The organism is Hyphobacterium sp. (genome assembly GCF_043584775.1).
GTDB lineage: Bacteria > Pseudomonadota > Alphaproteobacteria > Caulobacterales > Maricaulaceae > Hyphobacterium.
Genome location: NZ_CP121327.1, coordinates 2,313,789 through 2,330,919, shown reverse-complemented (window position 1 = coordinate 2,330,919; position 17,131 = coordinate 2,313,789). Strand labels below are relative to the sequence as shown.

Sequence of the window (17,131 nt, the reverse complement as noted above, 5' to 3'; positions counted from 1 at the left end):
ATCTAAAGGGACCGCCAGTCCTGCCAGCGTGTTGCGTACCGCAGGAAGTGCTTTCCGGTGTTCATCGCGATCTCCTTGATCAGCCGGACGTCTTCGTGCAGCGTGTCGAAATTCGGGCAGGCATGTCCAGTGACCTCTTCTGGCATGGGCGGAAATTCCAGACCGCGCTGTGCGAGCGCTGCAATGTCCGCATGGAACACCCGGCGCACCGTTCCGACCTCGTCCCGGGAAGCCTTGAACCTGCCGTTAAAACTTTCTTTGGCCATAGAAAGGCCACCGAATTCTTCAGTGATCGGATAACTCTCCGCTTCTTCAATTGTCATATAATTATTTAACAATCTCTTGAAAAATAGAAGGTTTCCCGAAATCGAAAGGTTGCTTTCCGCCGCAGCCAGCGTAGCTGCGGAGGGAGCGACACCATCGACGAACTGCAAGAAGTCGATCCGCGAGTCCTGCCCCTCCAGCATACTGCGCACGAAGGGCCGTAGCACGATCCGGTCATGACCATAAACCTCTTCCCAGCGGGACAGGTAGGATGTGAGCGGGGTATTGAATACCTTCACGTAGTCGCTGAAATCGGCGATCAGGTTGCGCCCCTGGACCGCCTGCGCGTACCAGCTCATCATGTAGCTCAGATGATCGCGCAGGTAGAGGACGATGCGGGTCTCCTCAGGCGGGAAGAAATGCGCGACCTTCTCGGGCGGTACGACGCGGAAGAACAGTTCCGAGGAAAAAACAAAGCGCTTGTCCCGGTCGGAAATCAAGTTCCGGAACTCGCTCTCCCAGTCTCCGGCAAGAGCAAGGTCCCGACGCCCGCCGATCGAATAGGCAAGACGGTGGTGCGCCATGTGCAGCAGGTGGAAATCGGGATACTCCCACCCGGCGTCGTGCAGAACCTGCCGGTTTTCTAAGAGCATCCGTTGGATTGAGGACGTCCCGGTCTTGTTCGCGCCGATATGCAGGATGAATCGGGGCTGTGAAGCAGCGAGGTAGGTCATTTTTCCGTGCTCTCGTTCTGCTGGACCTCTGCCGCGCACATTTTCCGCACCACGTCGCGCATATGCGTCTGCGCGCGCCAGCCCAGGCGCTCGGCGGCGCGGGTCGAGTCCGCGCGACTGACCTGGATGTCGCTGGGGCGGGCAAATTCGGCCGAGATCTCAACATGGTCGCGCCAGTCCAGCCCGTGGTAGGCAAAGGCCTCGGCCACGAAATCTTCAAGCCACGCAGTCTGGCCGGTGGCGACGACGAAATCCTCGGGCGTTTCGGCCGCCAGCATGCGCCACATGGCGTCGACATATTCCGGGGCCCAGCCCCAGTCCCGCGCAATAGAGAGATTACCCAGAACTAGCCTCTCCCGCCGACCGGCGGCGATGCGCGCCGCCCCCGACACGATCTTGCGGGTGACAAAGCGCGGCGGGCGCAATGGCGATTCATGGTTGAACAAGATGCCCGTGCAGCAATGCAGCCCGTAGGCCTCGCGGTAATTCGCCACGAGCCAATGCGCCGAAGCTTTGGCCACGGCATAAGGGCTGCGGGGACGAAACGGTGTGTCCTCATCCGCAACTCGGTCACCAGTATCGCCGAAACATTCGCTCGACCCGGCATTGTAAAGCCGCATCTCGCGGCCGCGCAGGCGCATGACCTCAAGCATGTTCAACACACCAGACACGATACTTTCCAGGGTCTCTGTAGGCTGGCCAAATGACAATCCCACCGAGCTTTGTCCCGAGAGATAGTAGATTTCGTCGGGCTCACTATGCTCGACGGCAATGAAGACGCTGCGGAAATCGTTAGGAGCCATCGACAGGAGCTTGACCCGCCCGACCAGACCCAACCGTTGAAGATTGCTGAAGGTCGCCGTCTCGGCATCGCGCGAGGTGCCCCAGACCTCATAGCCCTTGTCCAGCAGCAGGGCGGCCAGATAACTGCCGTCCTGGCCGCCTATTCCGCAGATCAGTGCGCGCCGCATTTGTTGGAAAAGCCTCCAGTACTAATAGGCCCAATAGGATGATACTAATAGGCCCAATAGGATGATTTCAGCATAAGGGTGTTCCCCAGTCATGCCAACTGGCAGTGTCACGTGTGGACGGCCTGCCGCTCGCCAGGTCACAGGGCAGCATGAAAACAACCGTGCGGAAAACTCGCATCTGCTGACCCAGCCCCCTGAATTCCGGCCACGGGATGGTAGAGTCCATCGAAGAGAGGATGGACCATGCGAAAGAGCCGCTATTCAGAAGAGCAGATCATCGGCATGTTGCGCGTGCACGACGCGAGCCTCGCTTCAAATCGCTCCGCGACGAAGCGCTGGCCGAGTGGCGTCGGCTCCTAGCTTCACGAGGCTGTACGCCGTTGACTTATGAGACTGCTCCGCTTTTGTCTGAAACGCCCTACCTTGCGGTGCGCCCGGTCGGCCGGTTGTGGCGCGGAGAAGGGCGGTATACACGCCTGTCTACCGGGAAGGTTAGGGCAATCGATGACTGACTCATTAAACGAGGGCGTGGAAGACCAATTTACACCGGTTTTCGAAGTTGCCGTCACGCAGGCCTTCCAGGACGATCCTGATCTTGTCTTCAGCCGAGAAGTGCCGCCGCGTCGCCCGGCGGATGTCCTTTACCACACGATCTGCAGGCTTTTTGGACTTTGTATATTTGGCTCTCATCTTCATTCCTTCGTCATTACGACGAGAACCAAATCCTCCTTAAATCACAACCCCAATTCTGTGCCATAGGTGCTGACGGGGAACAAGTCGCGTGGGCTGACGCAGTTCTGTTCACACCATCGCCGGTGCTCTATAGGCTTCACCGCGTGCCAGCACCGCCCACGCGATGCGCGCGGTCTTGTTGGCCATCGCCACAGCCGGAAAACTCCAGCTTCCGGCGGTCCAGCGTTGGGCGCCAGGGCAACCACCTTCGGTTGCTGGTGAGAAACTACTTGAAGGGTGGCGTGAAATCAGCGATGCACGGCAGTCGGATTTTTAATTTTTGGGCCATTGCGGGAGGAGGTATGCAGTTGATATTAAAAGGGTTTTCGGACGAGGATTGCGACCGGCTCCACACAGTCATTGTGAAGGCGCTGGAAAGGTCGCAGCTTGAGTTCGACTACAATGGCCACGCCGACTTGCATTCGCTGGCTGAACCTGAAGGTGACAAGATTGCACTGCTCGCCTATTCGACGCCGGGCGTTAGCATCGCAAGTGCCATGGCCCAGGGTATTGATCCTGAAATTGCGCTTGCGGAATGGATTGGTTCGGCGAGCCACGCTCGTGCATTGGTGGACGCTGCGCCGGATAAGATCTGCCTCATCGATTCCGATCTTGCAGCAGCTTATCCTGAGCGCCTCTTGGCGGCACTTGGAATACGGACAGGAGTAACATTGGACGCAGCAGGTGCCGGAGTGCCAGAATTACGAAACTCGATTTTAGTACAGGAGTCAGCTGAGCGTTGGGCTCGCAGCTGCCCGGAAGCGAACGACCAATTAGAGGCGCTAGATACTGCGGCTCTGACGACAGGGTTGCGCCGCAAAGCGCTAGCTCCGGATGGGTTTTTAGCTGCGGCGCGTGCTCGTTTATCGCAGGCGTCACGGCCTGTGGATCTCGTGTCTCAGGTTGAAGCGCTAAGCGCTGCTTTGGACATGTGCCAACAGGACGTCGCCGCGCTTGAGGCGGCCGGCGCTCGACCTGTGAATGAGCAGACGGGTCGCTATCCTTTATCCACCACCAGCAATGTTGCTTCTCGCCCGTCAAAGGGCAATGTTTTCAAGCGGGTAATTCGTCGAGCGCGGCGCTCCAGCAATTTGAAGTTAATAAAAAACTCTGACTTGTTTGATGCAGATTGGTATGTTGAAAAGTATCCTGATGTCGTGCAATTTGGTGGAGATCCGGCCCTTCATTACTTGCTGAATGGTGGATTTGAAGGTCGCGCGGCGGGCCCCAAATTTAATACACATCTCTATCTGCAGTTAAACCCCGACCTTGAGGGCTCTCCGATAAATCCGCTGGTGCATTACTTGCGCCGCGGTCGCATTGAGGGGCGTATTGCGATGGACATGAACGGTAATCGGTTAGGCGTTGGCCCGGGGGCTACCCCGTGACCTTCACACCTGAGATCATCATCCACCTAGGGGCCGGTGAGGGCGGGGATATTGAGCGCTATAAGCTGATGGGCGCTCGGCTTGTATTGATTGAGGCTCGCAGCGAGGCAATCTCCGCATTAAGTGAGTCGGTGGATGGCATGGACGATGCGGAGGTCGTCGAAGCAGTCGTCACTGGAGGGGGCGGCTCACGGTCATTTTTGCGGTATAATCTGCCTAATGCTTCGAGTTTGCACCTCGCTAAGGGAATGCGCTCAGTTTACTCCGGATTGGAAGAAGTGGCGCGCGAAGAGGTCGAGACAATCTCAATCAGCAGCCTTCTTGAGCGCTATGCGTCCGCGATTTTGGGCTCAGTCCGACTGGTGCTGGATGTAAATGGCGAGGAGGCAGCGTTGCTGGATACACTTGAGGCTGACGGGAGTCTCGCCTCCCTTGCCGAGGTGGAGGTGCGTTGCGGTGTCGATGCCTTGTTTGATGGTGGACTAACCATGGCAGCCACGCGGGAAAGGCTTGAGCAAGCGGGGTTCAATGTTGAAGTGGCTGGCGCGGGTATGAATCGTATTGTCAAAGCGCGGCGCGCTGAAGGGCCTTTTTCGATGGTCGAGAAATTGCATCCTTCAGCTGTCGAGGAGCTGCAGCAATTAACTGCTCGGGCAGAATTGGCTGAACGTCGGGCGGTCGAATATGAAAGTGAAGTCGAACTGCTGCGCGAGAATTTCAACGCGGTTCAGGAAGAAGCGCTTAGCTTCAAAACGCGCTGTGATGCTGCCGAGCGTATTGCTGAGAGCGCGACCGGGAAAGTAGCCAAGCTACAAGAGGACTTTAGAGCGCTAGAAGAAGACGCACTTGACTTGAAGTCGCGCTCTGAGATTGCCGAGAGGCTGGCGGCCGGACGCGCAAACGAGCTCAAGAATCTACGTAAAAATGCGCAGGATGCAGAAGCCGAGGCGGCCGAACAGTCAAGTCGTTTAGAGGAAATTGGCGCGCTGCGTGTTGACCTCGAGGCCGCTCTTGACGGCCGGGCAATGGCGGAGGCGGCGTGTGTGGATCTCAAGAAGGGGCTGCGTTCGGAACGCGGACGAACCTCGGCGGCGAAGCGCAAAGCAAATAACCTTGCCAGCAAACTGCAGAAAGCGGTCGATGCTTTAGAGATTGAACAAATCGAGCTTCAGCAGCGAGATCAACAACTGGAAGCGACCCGCCAGGAAGTTGTCTCGCTGACTGCGCAGATCGACACGTTACAGTCGGCATTGAACGATGCGCAGTCGAAAGCAGAGCAGGCTGCTGAGCAGAAAATGCGCTTGGATGCGATGCAGGCGTCGCTTCAGCAGCGAGATCAACAATTGGAAGCAGCCCGCCAGGAAGCTGCCTCGCTGACTGCGCAGATCGACACGTTGCAGTCGGCATTGAACGATGCGCAGTCGAGAGCAGAGCAAGCAGCTGAGCAGAAAATGCGCTTGGAGGTAGTACTCGAAGAGAGTGCTCAACAAGTCGCTCAACTGGAAAATGAAAAACATAATTTAGCTCAGCAGCTGCAGGCGAAGAATGCAGAAATTGATACGCTTGCGGATGGAGAGCACAGCTCAGCGGAAGCTCAAGCGGAGGTAATTCAGAAGTTGGAGGCCGAACGTGACGAGGCTCGGAATGTCATTCAAGGCTCGAAAGATGACCTAAGTCTCTCAATGCGCTCACAGGCAATGGCTCAAGCCGATCTTCGAAGCTTGCAGGAGCGCTATAATGAGTTGCTTCAACTAAAGGAGCGACAGGACGAGTTTTTAGCAAGTTTGCTTGATCGGATTGATGGGGGCCCTGTAAACGCTGCTCACCATGATATGCAGCCACTATATGCCAGCTACGATGAGGCTGACGAAAGCTCCGATGCTCAAATCTCGTCTTCATTGCAGCGGTCACCCGATTCCAGCGAGAAGAGTGAGCCAAAAAAACGATCTAAAACTAGAAGAAAAGACGTATAACGACTGTGCCCATATCAATTTTGTGTGCGCACGTCTTTGAGGGAGTAAAGTGAAGACGGTGGGAAGGCAGGATTTGACCAACGCGTATGCTGGGACGGACTTTGCCCTGCCTGAACTAATGGAAGCGGCAAGGGCGTTTCTCAATCAGAACGGAGCCGTTGGCCGCCGCCCATTGGCCTCGATCCACCACTTCGCCTGCACTGGCGGAACGTTGTTTTCGAAAGCTCTCGCGTCGATGCCAAATGTGAGCCTAATCAGCGAACTTGATCCGTTTACTTGTCGTGGTTTCGACAAACGTTCGCCCAGATTTGCTCCCACTGATCTTATTGGGCATCTAAAATATTTCCGCCAAGATCTGCCCGAAGCCGTCACGGCCCGGGCATATGAGGCTGCGCTTTGGTCAATATATAATGATCTAACCGCATACGGGCTCCAACTTCTTATCCGAGATCACCCGCACTCACACTACTGTATCGGGGCAGCAGTACCCGAACGGATCGCTCACGTTAAATTTCTTAGGAACACATTTGGTGCGCGGTCGGTCGTTACCGTCCGCGACCCGGTTGAAAGCTGGCTTTCGATTCAGCGTCTTGGATGGGTGTTTTTCAATCCTTCGACATTTGAAGAGTATTGTCGCCGTTACATCCTGTTTCTCGATGATCATAAGGGCTTGCCGGTCTTTCGCTATGAGGACTTCGTTTTGCAGCCCGAGGCAGTGATGCGAACCATGTGCGCCGCACTCGCTATCCCCTACTCAGACAACTTCAGTTTGTTGCTAGACGCAGTCTTTGCAACTGGTGATAGCGGGCGCAAGGGCTCACGAATTCAATTGCGACCTCCAAAGCCTGTTTCAGAGCATTTGCAGGCTGAGATCGACGGCAGCGAAGCCTATTCTTGCCTGAGAGAGCGGTTAGGATATTAGGCAGAAAGTGAAAAGCGCCCCGAAGAGTTGGTCCCATGGCCACGAAAGCGAGGCGTGTTGGAGTGACCAGAATGGCGTTTTCGTATTCAAGTTTCTGGGACGGCGTCGCTGCGGCGAGGCGCCTCGCCGAAGATGGAGATGTGGAGCTGTGCCGAGACGCGCTTAAATCGGCTTGGCAAGGCGCCTCCTTGAGTGGTATCGCCGGGGCCGAACCGCGCCAAGCCATGATTTTGAAGCTGGCGAAAGCGTATGGCGTGGAGTTAACCGCCCTTTCGGATTCGGGCGGGCCTGCGTCAGGTGGCGAAACAGCGAAGGTGAGCCTGGTAACTGCTTGTCGAAATCGAAACGAGAACCTCAAGGTTGCTATGGCGTCATGGACAAGTTGCCCTCAAATCGCTGAGATTATAATAGTAGACTGGAGCTCTGATGTACCTGTGGCGGATGACCTGAAGGCGTCTGGCATTGACGATGAACGTGTTCGAATAGTTCGTGTAGAAGGCGAGCCGCGATGGATCCTGAGTTACGCATTTAATCTAGGCTTTCGGTCCGCGCGTTATCCTTGCATCCTAAAAGCTGACGCCGACATCGTGCTTGAAGTAGACTTTTTTGACCGTAATGTGCTTGGTCCGAAAACATTTATTGCAGGTAACTGGCGAAACACCGACAGGGATCAGGCCTTTGTGAACGGATTCTTCTACACATGGCGGGACGCACTGGTCGAGATCGGTGGATTTAATGAATATATCACAACATATGGTTGGGATGACGAAGAGCTTTACGCGCGCCTCTTGGAGGCAGGGGTTGCTCGGAAAGATGTGGCCGAAAAGTCAATCTATCACTTGCCTCATGATGATGCTGCGCGGACCGATCAACCGACTATTGGCGACACACTACCTGCTTTGGATTACCTCAAAACGCGAACTGATTATCTCATCCGACGCAATCGAATTATCGCCTGCCTTATGCCCTCGTGGAACTCCACGCGCCAGCCTGTGCGTTACCATGCCTTAAATACTGAAGGCCCGAAGGCGACTTTGCGGCGCTTGCCAGCCACCGGCCATGTGGTTCCGGAGGCTGTAGAGCGCGAGGCGAACCTCGCGGCCGCTCGCGAGTTGCTCGCATGGCGATTCAATGATGATTGCTACGCCCTATCGCCTGAAGCGGTCGAGGCTTTGACCACCGAACATGCCTGGCCCGATCTGTCCTTAGAGCAGGTGCGCAGCACGACTTCAGTTCGAAATGCTTCGACCATGAGGGCGCCGATCGAAGCAGGGGGCCAGGCCATTCCATTGGAGCCCGGACCCCGCGCGGAGTGCCGAAAGCTGTATGTTGACGCGCAGCATGGCCTAGGCAATCGGATGCGGGCGATTGGTTCGGCGGCCGCGGTCGCGCGGGCGGAGGGCCGTGAGCTCATAATCGTCTGGCGTGCTGACCATCATTGCCAGTGCCGGTTTGAAGACCTGTTTGATTATGATGGCCCGGTGTTGAGCGATTATGATGTGCCACCCTCAACCGATGCCATGGATTTGATCAATTATATGGAAATAGAGCGAGGCGCGGCCAAAGGGGTGCCAGTATTACCGCGAGCGAACCGAGACATTTATTTCCGATCAGCTTTCGTTATGAATCATCCGGCGTCAACCTGGCCATCAGAGAACGAATTTATCCAATCGTTGATACCCACAGCTGCGGTTGCAGACTTGATTGCTTCTGTTCAAACAACAAATGAGATTGGCGTCCATGTTAGAATGGCGGGCGGTCCGCGATTTGAGCACCTCGCTTGGGAAAGCCCAGATAATTGGACTAGTAAAGCACATAGTACGGTAGCGCATTGGCGATCGCAAAGCCATGCTGACCGATTTATTCTCCGCCTTCAGCAGCTCATGGAAGTCTCTGAGGTCAACTCAATCTTCGTAGCTGCAGACTTAACCGCAACCTACAAGCAGTTCACCGACCGGTTCGGCACCAAAATTACTTACCTGCCCAGAGGCGACGACACCAGGTCACAGGCTCAGTTGCGATATGCTCTTGCCGACGCGTCACTTTTGAGCCGATCAAACCGTTTTCTCGGCAGCACTTGGAGTTCATTTAGCGAGCTTGCAATGCGCCTTTCTAAAACGGGGCTCGAAGCGGAGATGTCGGGGAAGGATTTTTAGGCGTTCAGGCTGCGTCTTGCTGCTTGATCTGACATTGCTGACGTGGCAATGACCAACCCAATGTTCTATCGAAAGCGTTCGTAGTTTTCGTGAAGACTGAGCGCATAACGCACAAAACGAACCCAAAGCGTATCGGCTTGCGCCGACGCGATGAGCAGTGAAGCAATGATTAGGAGTAAATTCAAAAATGGCTGATAAAATCGCTTTGGTTACCGGTGTAACTGGCCAGGATGGTGCCTACCTAACGGAGCTTTTGCTTTCGAAAGGGTACAAAGTTCACGGTATCAAGCGGCGCGCGTCGTCATTTAACAGCCAGCGTTTGGACTATCTATACGTTGACCCCCATGAGAAGCCGTCGAATTTCTTCATGCATTATGGAGATATGACTGATTCTACGAACTTGATCCGGTTAGTTCAAGAGATTGAGCCGACTGAGATATATAATCTTGCTGCCCAGAGCCACGTAAAGGTAAGTTTTGAAACGCCTGAGTACACTGCGAATGCGGATGGCATAGGTACTTTGCGGATTCTCGAGGCAATTCGCATCCTAAAAATGGAAGACAAAACTCGCTTTTATCAGGCCTCCACTTCGGAGCTTTACGGCTTGGTGCAGGAGGTTCCGCAAAGCGAAACGACACCGTTCTATCCGCGCAGTCCCTATGCCGCTGCTAAGCTTTACGGCTATTGGATCACGGTAAATTATCGAGAAGCATACGGCATGCACACCTCAAATGGGATCCTGTTTAATCATGAGGGGCCGACACGGGGAGAAACGTTTGTCACACGTAAGATCACGCGCGCCGTCGCAGCGATTTCCAGTGGACGCCAGTCGAAGCTTTTCCTTGGCAACCTCGACGCTAAGCGCGATTGGGGGCACGCTCGGGATTATGTAGAGGGAATGTGGCGAATTGTTCAGCAGGATCAGGGCGACGACTATGTCCTCGCGACTGGCGAGACGCATACTGTGCGCGAATTTGTTGAGCTGGCTTTTGCTGAGGTCGACATTACGCTGGAATGGAGCGGTGAAGCGGAAGCGGAAGTCGGCCGGTGCTCACGTAGTGGCCGGGAGTTGGTCGCAGTTGATCCAAGCTATTACCGTCCAACCGAGGTAGATCTTCTGATCGGTGATCCGACCAAAGCGAAGAATGTACTGGGCTGGACTCACTCGACGCCGTTTAAAGAACTAGTCTCCGAAATGGTGCAGTCCGATTTGAAGTTGATCGATCTTGAGGCAACCTATCGTCGCAACCACAGCGGGGACTAGAGCAATGGCGTACGCCCTTGAGGGTAAGCGTGTTTGGGTGGCTGGTCACCGGGGGATGGTCGGATCAGCGCTTGTACGCCGCCTAGAACGTGAAAATCCAGCCGAGATACTCAAAGTGACGCGCGCCGAGCTGGACCTAACAAGTCAGGCCGCGACGGCTGCCTGGATTGCTCAAGAGCGCCCCGATGCTGTCTTCGTGCCGGCAGCGAAGGTGGGAGGAATTTACGCCAACGATACTTACCCTGCAGAATTTCTCTATGAGAATTTGATGATCGCATCGAATATCATTCATTCGAGCCATCAAGTGGGCGTTGAGAAGCTTCTGTTCTTGGGATCGTCATGCATTTATCCCAAGCTCGCCAGCCAGCCGATCGATGAGGGCGCGCTATTGACCGGCCCGCTCGAACCTACAAATGAGTGGTATGCGATCGCGAAGATCGCCGGCGTCAAGCTGTGCCAAGCCTACCGCAAGCAATATGGCGACGATTTCATCTCAGCAATGCCAACGAATCTTTACGGTTCTGGCGATAATTATCATCCCGAAAACTCTCATGTGATTCCTGCGCTAATCCGTAAGGCGCACCAAGCAAAAGTCGATGGCGCATCGACCATGGAGATTTGGGGAAGCGGGACACCGCGGCGAGAATTTTTGCACGCTGATGACTGTGCCGACGCCCTGGTATTTTTGATGAAGGCCTACTCGGCACCGGAGCACGTTAACGTTGGGTCTGGCGAAGACATACAGATAAAGGCGCTTGCTCAGCTCGTAATGGACGTGGTTGGATTCGAAGGCGATCTAACTTATGACACGGCCAAGCCCGATGGTACTCCACGCAAGCTCATGAACGCGAACCGAATCCGATCTCTGGGCTGGTCACCAAGTATTGCATTGCGCGACGGACTCGCACACGCCTATGAGTGTTTCCAACTTGAACAGTTTGTTTGACGGAGCGGGCTAAGTATCAGCGTGAACACGTCGTTTAGAAACTATGTTTGGATTGCCGCATCGATCTTCTTCCGCCCAGGCTTCAAACACTGCGTCGATAGGGCCAAATCCGCGAACGTGCCCGCCGTCGAGCCAAAGCCCCAAATTACACACGTTCCTAATTAAAGCACGTTGGTGGCTAGCGATGACTGTAATGCCAGCCTTTTCAACCAAACCAAGCATTCGGTCTGATGCTTTACGCTGGAAACTTTCATCACCCGCGCCGATCCACTCGTCCAGAAGCAGAATATCTGGTGCAAACGCGGTGGCTGTTGCGAACGCGAGGCGCATCGTCATGCCCGTAGAATAGGTTCTCACAGGCATGTCAATGTAAGGTCCAAGTTCGCTAAATGCGATGATTTCCCCAACCTTGGATTCCACTTCTGCGCGTGTAAAACCATTTAAAAGGCCACGCAAAAAAATGTTACGTCGGCCTGTTGCCTCAGGTCTGACACCCAAGCTGATATTCAGCATTGGTGCAATACGACCGTGCGACGTGACCGATCCTGAGCTGGGTGGGTATACACCGGCCAAGATACGAAGCAATGTGGATTTACCAGAACCATTGCGGCCAAGCAGCCCGAGCCGGTCACCTGACTTTAGTTCGAAGCTGACTTCATGTAGCGCGGTGACCTTAGTGGCGCGGCCAACGGTACGGATAACCTCCCCGGCACCGCGCCAGCGACCATCAGAAAGGTGGTCCGGATCCGGCGGACGTCCGCCATTTGTTTGGGCTGGCATTGACCCCAAAAGGGGGTAGCTCAATGAAACATCGTTCACAATAATAGAGGGCATCTTAAAACCAGAACACTAGGCGGCGTCGCGCAGTGGCGTAGGCCAGCATTGCAGCGGCCCAACCAACAGCCGTAATTGCTCCGACGACGATCCAGCTATCGACTGCCAACTGTTGATCCAGGACGGGCGTTCGCAAAATCCATATAAAATGGCTAAATGGATTCCAGTATAAAATCGCCATGGCCTCCTCAGGCATCTGATCCGGAAACCAAAATATCGGCGTTAGGAAGAACATTACTCGCATTATTGCAGAAATGAGGTGAGTTAGGTCCCGAAACCGAGTGCAAATGACGCCGAGAAGCAAGCTCACCCAGAAAGCGTTAAGCAAATAGACAATTATAGCTGGGAACACCATCACGCTATAAATGGTGTCCCCAAAGCCAAGGTAAAACGTCACCGCAACGGCGACTAATCCCGTCATAAACAATTCGAACATATTACGAGCAACACTTTGGAACACAAATGCCGGTAGTTCGATCGGGTCACTTCGAATCCATAGCTCCGAATTTACGAAAACCTGTGTACCGCTATTCACTGATAGAGACATAAACTGCCATCCGAAAAAACCGAGTAGCAAGTATACGCCAAAGTATTCACTATTTAGGCTGTCCGTTATCGCTCCAAAAACAAAAACCTTTACAATCACAAAAATTGCAAATGATAATGAAATCCAAAATACACCAATAAAGGTTCGCCGGTAAGTCTGTCTTATATCTTCAACCGCCAAAGCGGACCATAGGCGCCAGCGCGCCGCCGCACGCACAATGTCGCCGATTGCGCCGGCAATGGATATCTGTTCGCTGCCCGATATTGTCACAGGTCTGAGTGAGGTGGTCATTTCATTTCCTCAGAGTGTCTCGCTCGCAGTTGTGCCAGAGTGGCGAGCCACCAAGGCCGCATGGCTATCACCGTTTCGTTCCAAGTACGATCTCAGAGGGCAGTGTGCCCAATACTTGTCGTGCGGAATTCTTTGGAACAAGCAACACATAAGACTCTGGTTCGGTAAACGCCTTCAGGCTCTTGATTGGCTCCCCGAGTGGCGTATCGGCGGGCAAGATTGGGTTCTTTATCAAATGAACTTGAAAGTGGTCCAGCATCCAATCTAAGGTCGACATGCCACGATCAAACTCTTTGTCCAACTGCCAAAAACGAAACCGGACAAGAAAAACGTTATTATAGCGCGATGGGGCCATAAGAATCGATCGGAAGGCGGCCAATTCAAGACCATTGATGTCCAGCTTGACTAGACCGACTGTGTTTTCCATAGGGATCAGATCGGAGAGACTGATCGTATCGACGCTCGCGGTAATACTTCCAATTGGTGGCGCTTCACCGGGCGCGAGGAGCCGCGCGCCGATCATCCTGGATTCCTGGTACGCTAAACTCTCCTTGGTTCCGCCTTTCCCCATCGCGGCCTCAATAACCACACCGTCAACCTTGTTTATCGACAAATTTGCGCTCAAACCGTCCAAAATCCTTGAATTGGGCTCAACGCAAGTGACTTCAGTTTCAACATCAACACTATTCGCCGCAAACTTCGCTGCGACCGCAAATGTACCCATGAAACACCCAACATCAAACACGCGCACAGGTGCCCCATCATTGTGCTGTGAGATGCCCATTAGAATCTGAGGCAATAGCGTTTGATTGCTTATGAACCGAAAATAACGCCGTGTGGATGCGGTAATGGTCTTTTCGAAATGCTTCTGGATAAAATGTTCATTGAGAAACGGATCCGAAACCGACACGAATCCTGTGTGCCGGTTAACAATCAAAGAATTTTTGAGTGTTGCTTGTCGCTCCCGAGCAACTAGGTCGCGTCCAGATAAGGGCTCAAAGCCAAAATTATTGAAATCTGCGGCATAGATGTCCTCAATAAGATTGCGGCAAGCCGGGGTTAGATAAGTCTTCAGACGAGATTTTGCATTCGTTGGCGCAAATCTGACTTCCGCTTGGCTTGGCAGCATGAAATCAGCGCCCATTTTTTTCAGTATAATGGCTGAATCTCTATTGATATTTTCAAAGCGACCAACAAAGTCGAATTTAACCAAGGGTTGGCCAAGAAGTTCGGATTGTGTAGCCCAATGCTCATCACGCGTCGACCAGGAATTGCTTTCTTTTAGCCACCGTAAAAACACTTCAAAGCTGATCATTGGGTGCTGTGTAGTATCTAGTGATTGCTGTCGGTATAACTCGATTTCCGCAATAATTTTATCCCAATGACCGAAGCGGTCACTCTCCGCTTGACCGAGACGAACCTCGATCTTGTTCAAATAGGCCGAAAGTGTTCGGGCATAAGGATCGCGCACCATCGTAAAGCGCTGGGCGCCCTCGGGCAGGCCAAGATTGGGAGCTTCCAGATCAGGCTCGAGATAGGTAAGGCCGCTTGCTTCGCGATTATGTGCTAACTCGCTGTCGAGCCAATCATCAGCTCCACCTATTCTTCTTAGAACCGATTTCCAGTTTGTGCATGCCACCTTCGGCACGTAGGCGAAGATCACGCCTTGCTTTTCGTCATAAATAAAATTCTTGTACAAATCAGAACCTGTCCGGATTTCGGGTATTTAGCGAGCTGGCTTCCCGCGAATTTACTCTAGCCCCCTGAGGTGGGAGCCGCACAGTCTGCCTAGCAGGGATACAGCGACATTTGATCCGGCGCAAACGGTTTAATCGGCTTGGTTTTCCCCTTAAAAACAAGCTTCAGCTCGAAGACCTAAATGGAAACGATTCGGTTCCATTGCCGCGTACCGCTAATGTTATCGGCTTCGGGATGCGGACCGCGGAGAACCATTTATTCCCATTCGTGCGAGGCGATCCAATTCAAGTTCGAGTTCTTGACGAAAAATCTCCGACTTCGCGCGCGACACGAGCTCGGCGGCTAAGCGGCGATCCAGTGCGTTGACAATGCGTCGTGTCTTAATAGCAATCGCAATGCTCCCGCTAAGGCACAATCCGATGCCAAATAGCAACGCGAGCCAAATGCGAAAGTCCTCAATATATATTCCTATGATGAGCGCTGCCGCAGCAGCAAACCCGGCAATAAGGAAAAAGCGCCAGTTTCGGGTAATGGTTTCGGTTAAAGAGGTTATGGCTGCCACATCAACAATATCATCAGAAGCGGGCAGGGGGCGCACCACTGGTATTCGGGAGCTTTCTGAGCGGTGACGCAAGGCTGTTAAATCAATCATAGGTGGATCATCGACACTCAGCCGGTCTTCCTTAATCGGATCTTTGTGGATCGCCTGTCGCATTGGGCTCGACGGTAGTATATCGGCTCGAGACTCGCGATAATCGGGCTTCAGGCTAAGGAGTTCGCGCTTCAAGATATCATCGACTTCTGCTTCATACTTTCGAGCCTGAACGACAGACCTTTGGCCATTGCGTATTCGAAAGCAGCCAAGCATTCGGTCGACTGTGTGAAGGTCGCAGTACCTGAAGAAGCGGGCCCATAGCTCAAAGTCGTTTGCGACTTGATAGTCGGTGTCGATCCTTCCACCAGCAGCCTCCCAAAGGCTGCGGCGCCAAAAAGTGGATTCTTGCTGAATCCAGAGATGATCGCCGCTCAAAAAGCGCAGGCGAGACCATGGGCGCGCGTTGCCGACGTAACAAACTTCGCCACGCTCATTCATGCTGCTAGGTTGCCCTGTAATCCAAGCGACGTCCGGGTGCGTGCGGAATATCCAATCAACTGTTTCAAGGCATCCAGGGTGGAGCATGTCATCCGAATTCAACCACCCCATTATCTCGCCACTGGTCTGCGCAAAACCCTTGTTCAGCGCGTCGGCATGGCCATTGTCTGGTTCGCAAATGACATGGCTCAATCTGGCCCTCCGCGCTTCGATCATCGCCATTGAAGTATCTGTGCTTCCGCCATCTACAACTACATGATCAAGCGCGGGGTAGTGTTGTGAAGCAATTGAATCAAGACAATCGACGAGGAAAGCTTCACCACCAAAATTAGGTGTAACTAGACTAATGGTCAGGTTGTCGCATTGGGGGCGTTTCATCGCGTAATTCCACGTTTCATGAAAGTTTCAAAGAAGGCCGATAGTGTCGATTTCACCGCTGCCCAAGGCCCGCGATGGCGGTTCACCAGCGCGAAAATCTCTCCCATTCGTCCGGGGGACAGGCGTTCGGTTTTGGTGCCAGCTCCCATGTAAACCTCTGACAGCATGTCTTCTATCCGTATAAAGCGGGCCCCGGATTTATAGAGTCTTATCCAGAGGTCCCAATCCATCACGTAGTGCAGATTTCTGTCCACGCCGCCCACTGACTCGACTGCTGAGCGTCGAGCAAAGCAAGAAGGTTGACTAATGGTGTTGGATCGGAGCAGAAGCGAGGAAATATCACTAACCTGCTCATGTTTCCCAAAGCGCTCTCGCGCCGCATTGACCAAGTAAGAGCCCCCGAACACGACATCACAGTCAGGGGCAGCGTCAAAAATTGCTCCAACTCGTTCTAGCGCGCCATTGATGAGGCGATCATCGGCGTTTAACCAGAATAATATGTCTGCCTGCGTGTGAGCCCAGCCTTCCGCGATCGCGAAAGCTTGCCCGGCATCAGGTCCATGGCGTCGGTACACAAAATCGATGCCGCTCGCATTCGCAGCCTCCTGCACTCGCGGATCGCCCGAACAGTCAAGTAGAGCGACTTCTAACGTCACGTTCTGCGCAACAAGGCTTCGTAAGGTCAGCGGGAGGTCTTCATGCCAGAAGCCAATCGGCACAGCGACAGCGAAATTTTGACCGATCATGGCATTGGCCTCAAAATACCTAGTTGGTAATTCGCCGACCGTTGCCTAGCAAGATGCCGTCGCATAAAAAGTGAATTGAATAGCCCCTAGATTCGTAGACGCCTTCACGAACCCATTTTAGTTCAAGAGCCTTGCCGACGCCCAATAAAAGTTGCAGCCTTGTCGCGGAGACTACAATGAGGTTCGACTGTCCG

General features: G+C 53.7%; 13 protein-coding genes and 1 pseudogene. 6 read left to right on the top strand and 8 right to left on the bottom strand.

Translation table 11 applies throughout. The annotated features are described in order from the left end of the window. Positions 1–2 precede the first annotated feature (2 nt). From P0D52_RS11745 to P0D52_RS11735, 3 genes and pseudogenes are all read right to left on the bottom strand, one after another. Positions 3–998, bottom strand: coding sequence for a hypothetical protein (locus P0D52_RS11745; RefSeq protein WP_394692843.1), 996 nt, complete (start codon positions 996–998; stop codon positions 3–5). Continuing rightward, complete coding sequence (locus tag P0D52_RS11740) at positions 995–1,969, bottom strand: GDP-mannose 4,6-dehydratase (RefSeq protein ID WP_394692842.1); 975 nt, start codon at positions 1,967–1,969, stop codon at positions 995–997. Before P0D52_RS11740 ends, P0D52_RS11745 begins: the two co-directional genes overlap by 4 nt. 801 nt (positions 1,970–2,770) lie before the next feature. Continuing rightward, a pseudogene (locus tag P0D52_RS11735) lies at positions 2,771–2,857 on the bottom strand (hypothetical protein); the annotation flags it as partial. Between the two features lie 146 nt (positions 2,858–3,003). Here P0D52_RS11735 and P0D52_RS11730 point away from each other — a divergent pair. The 6 genes from P0D52_RS11730 to P0D52_RS11705 all read left to right on the top strand — a co-directional run bounded on the left by P0D52_RS11730 (position 3,004) and on the right by P0D52_RS11705 (position 11,350). After that, positions 3,004–4,089: a hypothetical protein gene (locus tag P0D52_RS11730; RefSeq protein WP_394692841.1), complete on the top strand. Its 1,086-nt coding sequence runs from the start codon at positions 3,004–3,006 to the stop codon at positions 4,087–4,089. Continuing rightward, positions 4,086–6,062, top strand: coding sequence for a hypothetical protein (locus P0D52_RS11725; RefSeq protein WP_394692840.1), 1,977 nt, complete (start codon positions 4,086–4,088; stop codon positions 6,060–6,062). The genes P0D52_RS11730 and P0D52_RS11725 overlap by 4 nt, the downstream gene beginning before the upstream one ends. A 73-nt stretch (positions 6,063–6,135) precedes the next feature. Beyond that, entirely contained in the window at positions 6,136–6,984 is an 849-nt protein-coding gene (locus P0D52_RS11720; protein ID WP_394692839.1) for a sulfotransferase, read from the top strand. Between the two features lie 71 nt (positions 6,985–7,055). Beyond that, the gene (locus P0D52_RS11715; protein WP_394692838.1) at positions 7,056–9,140 is read left to right on the top strand and encodes a galactosyltransferase-related protein; all 2,085 of its coding nucleotides are present in this window, start codon (positions 7,056–7,058) and stop codon (positions 9,138–9,140) included. Positions 9,141–9,327: 187 nt separating this feature from the next. Beyond that, positions 9,328–10,404 carry a GDP-mannose 4,6-dehydratase gene (gmd, locus tag P0D52_RS11710; RefSeq protein ID WP_394692837.1) on the top strand — a complete coding sequence of 359 codons (1,077 nt, stop codon included), beginning with the start codon at positions 9,328–9,330 and terminating at the stop codon, positions 10,402–10,404. A gap of 4 nt (positions 10,405–10,408) precedes the next feature. Continuing rightward, on the top strand, positions 10,409–11,350 hold the full coding sequence (locus P0D52_RS11705; RefSeq protein WP_394692836.1) for a GDP-L-fucose synthase family protein: 942 nt from the start codon (positions 10,409–10,411) through the stop codon (positions 11,348–11,350). 9 nt (positions 11,351–11,359) lie between these two features. Here the strand turns inward: P0D52_RS11705 and P0D52_RS11700 are convergent, their stop codons facing one another. The 5 genes from P0D52_RS11700 to P0D52_RS11680 form a co-directional block, all read right to left on the bottom strand. Then, the gene (locus tag P0D52_RS11700) at positions 11,360–12,169 is read right to left on the bottom strand and encodes an ABC transporter ATP-binding protein (protein WP_394692835.1); all 810 of its coding nucleotides are present in this window, start codon (positions 12,167–12,169) and stop codon (positions 11,360–11,362) included. A 16-nt stretch (positions 12,170–12,185) separates the two neighbouring features. Beyond that, positions 12,186–13,022, bottom strand: coding sequence for an ABC transporter permease (locus P0D52_RS11695; RefSeq protein ID WP_394692834.1), 837 nt, complete (start codon positions 13,020–13,022; stop codon positions 12,186–12,188). Positions 13,023–13,089: 67 nt separating this feature from the next. Continuing rightward, positions 13,090–14,721, bottom strand: a complete 1,632-nt coding sequence (locus P0D52_RS11690; RefSeq protein ID WP_394692833.1) for an FkbM family methyltransferase — start codon at positions 14,719–14,721, stop codon at positions 13,090–13,092. A 219-nt stretch (positions 14,722–14,940) separates the two neighbouring features. Further along, positions 14,941–16,191 (bottom strand): glycosyltransferase family 2 protein, encoded by a 1,251-nt coding sequence (locus P0D52_RS11685; protein ID WP_394692832.1) that lies wholly within the window; start codon positions 16,189–16,191, stop codon positions 14,941–14,943. Then, entirely contained in the window at positions 16,188–16,937 is a 750-nt protein-coding gene (locus P0D52_RS11680; RefSeq protein ID WP_394692831.1) for a glycosyltransferase, read from the bottom strand. Before P0D52_RS11680 ends, P0D52_RS11685 begins: the two co-directional genes overlap by 4 nt. Positions 16,938–17,131: the final 194 nt, after the last annotated feature.